7 protein-coding genes are annotated in these 9824 nt (G+C 70.3%); 4 read left to right on the forward strand and 3 right to left on the reverse strand.

All coding sequences use genetic code 11. From position 1 onward, the window contains the following. Window positions 1–101 precede the first annotated feature (101 nt). Window positions 102–1196 carry a succinyldiaminopimelate transaminase gene (gene dapC / locus ACWGH4_RS23460; protein WP_453464090.1) on the reverse strand — a complete coding sequence of 365 codons (1095 nt, stop codon included), beginning with the start codon at window positions 1194–1196 and terminating at the stop codon, window positions 102–104. Window positions 1197–1391: 195 nt separating this feature from the next. Beyond that, window positions 1392–1712 (reverse strand): ferredoxin, encoded by a 321-nt coding sequence (gene fdxA, locus ACWGH4_RS23465; protein ID WP_003985062.1) that lies wholly within the window; start codon window positions 1710–1712, stop codon window positions 1392–1394. Between the two features lie 114 nt (window positions 1713–1826). Here fdxA and ACWGH4_RS23470 point away from each other — a divergent pair, with 114 nt between their 5' ends. Continuing rightward, window positions 1827–2822, forward strand: coding sequence for a GNAT family N-acetyltransferase (locus tag ACWGH4_RS23470; protein ID WP_453464093.1), 996 nt, complete (start codon window positions 1827–1829; stop codon window positions 2820–2822). Between the two features lie 17 nt (window positions 2823–2839). After that, window positions 2840–3673, forward strand: coding sequence for a transglutaminase-like domain-containing protein (locus ACWGH4_RS23475; protein ID WP_453464096.1), 834 nt, complete (start codon window positions 2840–2842; stop codon window positions 3671–3673). Window positions 3674–3795: 122 nt separating this feature from the next. Here the strand turns inward: ACWGH4_RS23475 and ACWGH4_RS23480 are convergent, their stop codons facing one another. Continuing rightward, complete coding sequence (locus ACWGH4_RS23480) at window positions 3796–4161, reverse strand: hypothetical protein (RefSeq protein ID WP_453464099.1); 366 nt, start codon at window positions 4159–4161, stop codon at window positions 3796–3798. A gap of 279 nt (window positions 4162–4440) precedes the next feature. Between ACWGH4_RS23480 and ACWGH4_RS23485 the strand changes: the two genes are divergently transcribed. Continuing rightward, the gene (locus ACWGH4_RS23485; RefSeq protein WP_453464102.1) at window positions 4441–9312 is read left to right on the forward strand and encodes an RHS repeat-associated core domain-containing protein; all 4872 of its coding nucleotides are present in this window, start codon (window positions 4441–4443) and stop codon (window positions 9310–9312) included. 5 nt (window positions 9313–9317) lie between these two features. Continuing rightward, a complete protein-coding gene (locus tag ACWGH4_RS23490) occupies window positions 9318–9695 on the forward strand; it encodes a DUF6193 family natural product biosynthesis protein (protein WP_453464105.1) in 378 nt (125 codons plus the stop codon). The last annotated feature ends 129 nt before the right edge of the window (window positions 9696–9824 follow it).

The raw sequence follows: 9824 nt of genomic DNA on the forward strand, positions 1-9824 counted from the left end.
CCCGTGCGGTGACGTGCCGTGACCGGGTCATGCCCTGACCACATGCGGTCCTGTGCTCAGGGCATGACCGGATCACGCCGTGACCGCGTGAGGTCCTGAGCTCATCCGAGGCGCTTGACCGCCGCCTCGACGCGCTCGTCGGTCGCGGTGAAGGCCACGCGCACGAAACGCCCGCCCGCCTCGCCGTAGAAGTCGCCGGGCGCGACCAGGATGCCCAGGCCGGCCAGGTACGCGACCGTGTCCCAGCACGGCTCGTCACGGGTGACCCACAGGTAGAGGCTGGCCTCGCTGTGCTCGATCCGGAAGCCGTGCGACTCCAGCGCCGTCCGCAGAGCCGTGCGCCGGGCCGCGTACCTGGCGCGCTGCTCGGTGACGTGCGTGTCGTCGCCGAGCGCGGCGACGGTGGCGGCCTGGACGGGGGCGGGGGTCATCATGCCGCCGTGCTTGCGGATCTTCAGCAGCTCCCCGAGCACGTCCGCGTCGCCCGCGACGAAGGCGGCGCGGTAGCCGGCCAGGTTGGAGCGCTTGGAGAGCGAGTGGACGGCCACCACGCCCGTGTACGAGCCGCCGCAGACATCCGGGTGGAGCACGGAGACCGGCTCGGCCTCCCAGCCCAGCTCGAGGTAGCACTCGTCGCTGAAGACCAGCACGTCGTGCTCGCGCGCCCAGGCGACGATCCGCGTCAGCTCGTCCTTGTCCAGCACCCGGCCGGTCGGGTTGGACGGCGAGTTGAGCCAGAGCAGCCGGAGGCCCATCGGGTCGAGCTCGGTCGGGTCGTCGTAGACGACGGGGGTCGCGCCGCAGAGCCTCGCGCCGACCTCGTACGTGGGGTAGGCGAGACGCGGGTAGGCGATCCGGTCACCGGCGCCCAGGCCCAGCTGCGTCGGCAGCCAGGCAACCAGCTCCTTCGAGCCGACGACGGGCAGGACGTTGGTGTGCGCCACGTTCACCGCGCCGAGCCGGCGCTCGACCCAGGACACGAGCGCGTCGCGCAGCGCCGGCGTGCCCCAGACCGTCGGGTAGCCCGGCGAGTCGGCGGCGGCGACGAGAGCCTTCCTGATCAGCTCGGGCACCGGGTCGACCGGGGTGCCGACGGAGAGGTCCACGATGCCGTCGGGGTGGGCAGCGGCCGTGGCCTTGTAGGGCTCGAGCTTGTCCCAGGGGAAGACGGGGAGTCGCGAGGAGACTGCGGGCACGGCGGCGCTCACTTTCGGGTACGGGCGTCGTTTCGGGCTGTGTCGGTCAGGGCGTCGGACGGCGGGGTCGCCCACGGGCCTCGGCGACGGCCGGGCGTGCCGGGCGCGTCACCCGGGTGTGCCGGCCGCGCGCGTCAAACGCCTCGGTCCCGTACGGACGACGAACCGTACGGGACCGGGGACATGCGGACAGGATCAGCCGTTCTGCGGCGGCAGGGCGGCGATGAAGGGGTGGTCCCGCTCGATCAGGCCGAGCTTGGAGGCACCACCGGGCGAACCGAGCTCGTCGAAGAACTCGACGTTCGCCTTGTAGTAGTCCTTCCACTCCTCGGGAGTGTCGTCCTCGTAGAAGATCGCCTCGACCGGGCAGACCGGCTCACAAGCACCACAGTCGACGCATTCGTCCGGGTGGATGTACAAGGACCGGGAGCCCTCGTAGATGCAGTCGACGGGGCACTCCTCGATGCACGCCTTGTCCTTGACGTCGACACAAGGCTGCGCGATGACGTAGGTCACGCTGTCGTTCCTCCTCGATAAGGGCTGGCTTGCGCGGGAGCGCGGCGTCGTCGATGCCCACCCCTAGTATCTCCGTTCTTGGTAACGATCCGAACAGGAGGGGCTCACAGAGCTGTGGAATTCACTGCGGGCGGACGGCTCGAGATCAGGATCAGCCCTGATGACGTGGGCAAACGCGTCTCGGTGCGACGCTTGAGCAACGCTGAAGCACCAGTCGCGAAGTTCACCGACACGGTCGGTGTTCTCACATCATGGACCGGGGGTGTGCTGGTGATCACACGCCGGACGGGTGAGAGCGTCCGCATCCCGGAGTCCTCGCTGGTCGCGGGAAAGGTCGTCCCCGCGGAGCCTGCCCGGCGCCGGGGCCCCGCGGCCGATTTCCAGGAGCTGGCCAGGGTCACGGCGCGCGCCTGGCAGCCGGTGGAGAGCGAGCGGCTCGGTGACTGGGAGCTGCGGGCGTCGGCGGGTTTCACCAGACGGGCGAACTCGGTCCTCCCTCTGGGTGACCCGGGCATGCCGCTGGACGACGCGCTGACGCGGGTGCGGGACTGGTACGCGGCTCGCGGCCTTCCGGCGTACGTGCAGACCGCGACAGGCGCGGCCGGCACACAGGAGGAACTCTGCGCCGAGTTGGAGGCGCGGGGCTGGCGCGCCGAGGTCTCGGCGGAGGTGCGGGTCGGGGGCCTGGCGGCGGTGGGCGACCTGGACGCGGTCGTTTCCCGTGTCAGGTTGTCCCGCTCCTTCGACGAGGCGTGGCTACGGCGCTACCAGCGGTCCAATGTGCCAGGACCACATGTGCTCAAGGTCCTCGGCAGCGGCCCTTCCGTATGGTTCGCCTCCATACCCGGAGAGGGCCAGGTCCCTGCGGCGATCGGCCGTTGTGTGGTCGACGCACGCTGGGCGGGCTTCATGGCCGTGGAAGTGGACCCGGCGTACCGGCGCCAAGGGCTCGCGAAGGCGATCATGGCCGCCCTGGCGCGCCGGGCCCTAGAGGAGGGCGCCTCGGCTGCCTGGCTCCAGGTCGAGTCGGACAATGACGGGGGGCGTGCCCTGTACGCCGGTATGGGCTTCCGGGTCCATCACCACTACCACCACTACCGGGCGACGTAGGCCGGGGGTACGAGCTCATGCACCAGAACGACCGGAGGTCCCGCTTCGCGCAGGAGGCCCGCTCGCAGCGACCGGACGTGGCCCTGCTCTGCCTGCTCATCGGCGCGGAGGCCGACCCGTCACTGGACGAGGCCGGCATGGACGCGGCCCAGATCGAACTGGACCGCCTGGCCGGGATGCTCCCGTACGGGCTGCGGGACCCGCACGCGTGGGCGGCGGCCGTCGCCGGCCTGCTGGGCGGCCGGGAGGGCTTCCACGGCACGGCCGACGACTACCAGCACCTGGAGTCCTCCCTGCTCCACGAGGTCCTGCGCCGCCGCCGGGGCCTGCCGATCCTGCTCTCCGTCGTGTGGACCGAGGTCGCCCGCCGCGCGGGCGCCCATGTCTACGGAGTGGCCCTGCCGGGCCACTTCGTGGTCGGCTTCGGCGACCCGGAGGATCCGGCCGGGCAGGTGCTGGCCGACCCGTTCGCGGCCGGGCGGGTGCTCTCCGGCGCGGAGGCCGACCTCCTCGTCACGGGCGCCGTCGGCACGCCGGTGACCCCCTCCATGCTGACGCCCGCGGATCCTCTCGCGGTGGTCTCCCGCATCCTCAACAACATCCGCGCCTGGGCGGCCCAGCGCCCGGAGCACTCGGCGGTCGCCCTCTGGGCGCTCGACCTCCTTCTTCTCCTCCCTTCCCACCCGGCCCGCCTCCGCTTCGAGCGCGCCCAACTGCTGGTCCAGCGGGGCGACTTCCTGACGGGCGCGGCGGAGATGGACGCGTACGCCGAGGTCGTGGACGCGGTCGAGCCGACGGCCGCGGAGGAGATCCGTGGGCGGGCCAGGGCGGCCCGGGCCATGCTCAACTGAGCCGATACCGGACCGGGCCGGGACGGGCCGGGCGGGGCGGGGCCGCGGCGAACGGAGCCTGCCTCCGGGGCACGCCAGGACGGGCCGCTGGGAGCCACGCCGGGCCGGGCCGGCTTCCGCGTCTACCGGAATTCGTGCACGACCTGGATCTCGCCGACGATGTGCGCGTTGAACTCGTCGAGCTCCTCGGCCGGCACCCAGAGCTCGAGGATCGTCTTCCCGCCGGCCTGCTGCACGGGATACCGCGCGACGAACTCGGACTCGACCTCGAACCGCGTCACGAACCCGGCGCCGTCGTGCTTGACGTTCCAGTCCCGGGCGATGCGGATCGCGTAGTCCTCGTTGAGCACGGGATAGAAGATCGGCTGCTCGGGCAGCCTCGGCGGCCACGCCCGCCATCCCGACTCCAGCACCAGCCCCAGCTCGACGGGGCCGGTGGGGCGCCACAGGGTCGTGGTGGGGGTGGTGGCCTGCTGCTGCCTGGTCATGATCCGCTCTCGGAAGTCGGGCGTGCTGGATGTGGGACCGGACGATAGCCCGCGCACTGCCGGACGGCCACGGCGTTTCCTGACACCGCGGCGGCCGGGGGCGGCAGGAGCCACGGCTCCCGTGGAGCCGGCAAGGGAGCCTTCGGCTCAAGTCCGCTGTGACTTGCGCCGCTTGCGGTCTGCCAGGCGGTAACGGCCTTGGATGCGTTGATCGCCTCATGAGATTCTGTTCGCACGCGCGTTCTGCGAACACAGGCTCGCACGGGGGGACTTCGCACTGTGGCCGTAACTGTGCCCGACTGGGCAGACACGCTGCTTGACGTCATCGGCGTCAACTGGCCGAACGTCGACGAGGATGCCTACCGCGACATGGCGGACTCCCTCCGGGAGTTCGCCGAGGACCTCGAGGACGACGGCCACCTCGCGAACCAGCACGTGCAACGTTTGCTGTCCTCCGGCCACGGAGAAGCCCTCGATGCCCTCAACGGCCACTGGGGCAAGGTCAAGGACAAGCACATCAAGGACATCGCCGGGGCCGCCCGCATCATCGCGGGCGCCCTGGACAACGCCGCCACGGCGATCGAGGCCATGAAGTACGCCGCCCTCGTCCACCTCGGCGTCCTCGCCGGCAAGGCGGGCATCTCGATGGCTCTCATACCCGTCACCGGCGGACTCTCCATGCTTCTCGGCGCCGCCGCCATCGCCGCCTGCCAGCAGGCCGTCCGCAAGGTCATCAAGGAATGCATGGAGGAGGTCGTCGCCTACATCGTCTCGGCGATGACCGAACCCGCCGTCGCGGCCCTCGAGAACATGGCCGCCGACCTCGCCATCCAGCTCGGCGCCGACGCGCTCGGCCTCCAGGACGGCGTGGACATGAACCAGGTCGGCCAGGCGGGCAAGGACGGCCTCAAGGAAGGCGTGCAAGGGGCCAAGGACGCCATGCACCTCGCCTCCGCCGGTGGCGCGGGCGGACCCGGGCCGGGCCCCGGCGCCGGCAAGGGCGTCCACATCGAGCACTCCGAGCACGACCGGGCCGGCACCCAGCTGAACCTGGTCAGCATCGGCGTCCACGGAAAGACCGCCGGCAAGTTGACGAAGGCCAAGTCCCATCACGGCCGCACCCGCGGCAAGGACGACATCGCCGGCGCACTGGATCCCGTGGTCGACAAGGCCATGGAGGCCCTGGGCAAAGCCACCAAGGAAATGGGCGACCACCTCGGCAAGAAACTCCCCAAGGCCGTCAAGGACATCTCCGTCACCCAGAAGAACACCGACCTCGACATCAAGAACCGCATGGCCCGCCAGCGCCTCACCGACGGCGACGACCGGCGCGGGGACGGCAAGGGCGGCCCTCAATCCGGAGCCGGCCGGCCCAAGGACTCCGCCCACACCAGGCCGGAATCCCTCAAGAACGCCAAGGACGATCCGCGCCGCAACGGCATCTCGCTGGAGAAGAAGACCTGCGAGAACGACCCGGTGGACGTCGCCACCGGCGAGATGACCCTGCCCCAGGTCGATCTGTCCCTGCCGGGTGTCCTCCCCCTCGTACTGCGCCGGACCCACCTCTCGGAATACAGGTACGGCGTCTGGTTCGGCCGCAGCTGGGCCTCCACCCTGGACGAACGGATCGAGCTCGACCCGCTCGGCGCGGGCGCGATCTGGGCCCGCGAGGACGGCTCGATCCTGGTCTACCCCCGGCTGCCGCAGCCGGGCGACACCGACGGGGTCCTGCCTCTGGAGGGCGCCCGTCTGCCCCTCCTGTACGGCGGCCAGGAGAACGCGGAGACCACCTACCGCGTCACCGACCCGCGCTCGGGCCTGACGCGCTCGTTCACCGGCAGCCCGTACAACGAGTCCCCCGCGTACTGGCTCGCCGGGATCGAGGACCGCAACCACAACCGGATCGCCTTCACCCGTCGCGGCGACGGAAGCCCGACGACGCTCACCCATGACGGCGGCTACCGCGTGACCCTCGTCATCGAGGACGCGCGCGTACGCGAGCTGGCCCTCCGCACGCCCGACGGCCCCGTCACCGTCATGCGCTACGGCTACGACCCGCAGGGCAACCTCGACGCGGTCGTCAACTCCTCGGGCCTGCCCCTCCGCTTCACGTACGACCCGGACGCAAGGATCACGTCATGGACCGATCGGAACGACTCCACCTTCCGGTACGTCTACGACAGCGCCGGCCGAGTCGTCCGCACGATCGGCCCGGACGGCTACCTCTCCTCCACGTTCGGCTATGACGTCCATGGCGAGACGGGCGCCCCCATCACCCGGTACACGGACTCGGTCGGCGCGACGAAGGTCTTCCACTTCAACGACCACCTCCAGGTCGTCGCGGAGACCGACCCGCTCGGGAACACCACCCACCAGACCTTCGACCGCTACGACCGCCTCCTCTCCCGCACCGACGCGCTCGGCCGGACCACGGCGTACACCTACGACGAGCGAGGCAACCTCACGGTTGTCGAGCACCCGGACGGCACCAGGGCCGACATCGAGTACAACGAGCTGAACCAGCTCACGTCCGTCACCGGCCCGGACGGTGCGACGTCGCGGCAGGAGTACGACGAGCGCGGCAACCCGACCCTCTTCACACGCCCGAACGGGTCGACGACGCGCCTTACCCATGGGCCGCGCGGCCAGCTCACCGGGGTCGACGACTCCCTGGGTGCGTTGGACCGGGTGCACTGCGACGCTGCCGGTCTCCCCCTGGCGGTCCGCGGCCCGCTCGGCGCGGTCACCCGCTACACGCGGGACGCCTTCGGGCGGGCGATCAGGATCACCGATCCACAAGGCCGCACCACCGAGCTGGAGTGGACCGTCGAGGGCAAACTCGCCCGTCGGACCGACCCGGACGGCGCGCAGCAGTCGTGGACGTACGACGGCGAGGGCAACTGCCTTGTCCACACGGACGCGGTGGGCGGCGAGACCCGCTTCGAGTACACCCACTTCGACCTGGTCGCCGCCCGCACCGCACCGGACGGCGCGCGCCACCAGTTCGCTCATGACACGGAGCTGCGACTCGCTGCCGTGACCGACCCACAGGGCCTCACCTGGAGCTACGAGTACGACGCGGCGGGGCGCCTCACCTCCGAGACGGACTTCGACGGCCGCACCCTCACTTACGCGCACGATGCGATGGGCCGCCTCACATCGCGCACGAACGGCCTCGGACAGACCGTCCGCTTCGAACGCGACTCGGCAGGCCGTGTCGTCACCAAGGACGCCGAAGGAGCCGTCACCCGCTTCGCCTACGACATCCACGGCCACCTCGCCGGTGCCGTCGGTCCGGACGCGGAACTGGCATTCGTCCGCGACAGCTCGGGCCGGATCCTCCGGGAGATCTGCAACGGCCGTGAACTGACCAACTCCTACGACGAGACCGGCCGCCGTGTCCGCCGCACCACGCCCTCCGGAGCGGTCAGCACCTGGTCCTTCCCCGGTGATCTCCATGCGGAGCTGAACGCCTCCGGCCATCACGTCGTCTTCGAGTTCGACGAGACGGGCAGGGAGAGCACCCGCCGTATCGGCGACGCCCTGGCGATCGAGCACGCCTACGACGTCGCCGGCCGACTGACCGAGCAGCGGGTCCGGGGCGCCGACGAGAGGACCCTCCAGCACCGTACCTACACGTACCGCGCGGACGGCCACCTGACTTCGGTCGACGACAGGCTCGGCGGCCGCAGGCAACTGGAGCTGACCCGGGAAGGCAGGGTCACGGGCGTCACCGCCCGGAACTGGAGCGAGCGGTATGCCTACGACGAGGCCGGTAACCAGACAGCGGCCTCCTCGCCGGGCAGCGGCGATGCCGACGGCCCGCGCGAATACACCGGCACCCGTATCACCCGTGCGGGCCGGGTCCGTTACGAACACGACGCCCAGGGCCGGGTCGTCCTGCGACAGAAGGCACGCCTCTCTCGCAAGGACACCTGGCACTACGGTTGGGACGCCGAGGACCGCCTGATCTCCGTCACCACACCGGACGGGACGCGCTGGCGCTACCTGTACGACGCGCTGGGCCGCCGAATCGCGAAGCAGCGACTGTCGGCCGACGGGACGACGGTCGCCGAGGAGGTGACGTTCACCTGGGACGGCGACACCCTGTGCGAACAGACCACCTCGCTGGCCGGCACCGCCGAGTCCGTCGCCCTGACGTGGGACCACGACGGCGTCCAGCCGGTCACCCAGGTCGAACGCCGTCTCCTGGACCAGTCGGAGGTGGACCGGCGTTTCTTCGCGATCGTCACGGACCTCGTCGGCACGCCCCGCGAACTCATCGACGAGCAGGGTGAGGTGGCCTGGCGCACCCGCGCGACCCTGTGGGGCACGACGACGTGGCACCGGAGCGCGGCCGCGTACACGCCGCTGCGCTTCCCGGGCCAGTACTTCGACCCGGAGTCCGGCCTCCACTACAACCGCCACCGCCACTACGACCCCGAGTCGGGCCGCTACCTCTCCCCGGACCCCCTGGGCCTGGTCCCGGCCCCGAACGCGGTCACGTACGTCGACAACCCGACGCGGTGGATCGACCCGCTGGGGCTGGCGCAGTGCCCGCACAAAGGAGAAGGCAAGCCGCGGCACAGTGTTGTGCTCGGCATGAACCAGCCGCCGCCCGAAGGCGCCTCGAACCGATTGGCGCGGTACCTGCGCAATGACCCCAACGACCCGGAGCACGACCCTGAACGGCCGCAGGATCCGGGGGCGCACACTTACAACGGAAAGCCGTACGACGAAGTCGAGGCCGGCGGCCCCGTGTGGATGACGAACGTGGAAGCAGCGGTGGGTGACCGAAACACCACCTTGTCGATCACCCTGGACGGCATGCCGAACAAGGCCGGCGAAACAGGCAACTGGAATACACCCGAGACCATTGTTGAAGCTTTCCAGCAGGCAGTCCGGGACGGCAAGGGCTTCAGTAAGGACCTCAACAACTTGCCGGTCGGGGCCGGAACGGCGTGGGAGATGAGCGTTGTCGCCCTCAATGTCCGCATGCACGAAGGCGGCATCGCCCATGGGGACCCCGAAAACGAACTCCTCGGACGGTCGTGGGAGTCCATAAATTGGTACTCGGGCAACGAAAAGATCGACGTGCCGAGGCCGGACATCCCGGAGCTCGCTCCCCCACCCAAGCCGAACAAGAGGTGACACGCATGACGAACGAGGAGAGCTCAGGGAATGCCGCAGAAATCGTGGCGGCCCAGTGGCGAAGTGTCCTGGCGTACGACGATGATCTGATCGACTCCGCCATGCCCCGCGCCGCGTTTGCACACCCTCGACTGCGGGAGCTGTATCCGGTGGTCAGCCACGGTGCCCTCTACCTCAACCGGTGCACAGGCTTCCCCACACCGGGAGACGTGGGCGCACTGTTCCGCCGGGCTGGAGGAGGTTTCATCGTCATCCGGCACTCCGACGGAGCCGTCCTCGGTGAGCCCGATACCGTCGAGGAAGCTGTCGAACTCATTGTGAGAAACCTGCCCGACGGGTGCGGCCCTGCCGTCATCGGCACGGCGGACGACGTCCCTGGCTGAGCTCGCCGGTCCGGGGCCGCGGGTGGTGAAGGAGGCCGAGGGGGGCGAAGAAGACGCCGCGTAGGGCCGGCCGCCCGTCGTCGCTCTGAACGTGAGCCACGGGGCCGAGAACCGACAGGGCCCCTCGCC

The sequence above is a fragment of the Streptomyces sp. NPDC054847 genome, assembly GCF_053610925.1.

Coding starts and splice junctions, on each gene's coding strand:
- ACWGH4_RS23490 (WP_453464105.1), top strand. CDS start 9,318: ATGACGAACGAGGAGAGCTCAGGGAATGCCGCAGAAATCGTGGCGGCC.
- ACWGH4_RS23475 (WP_453464096.1), top strand. CDS start 2,840: ATGCACCAGAACGACCGGAGGTCCCGCTTCGCGCAGGAGGCCCGCTCG.
- ACWGH4_RS23480 (WP_453464099.1), bottom strand. CDS start 4,161: ATGACCAGGCAGCAGCAGGCCACCACCCCCACCACGACCCTGTGGCGC.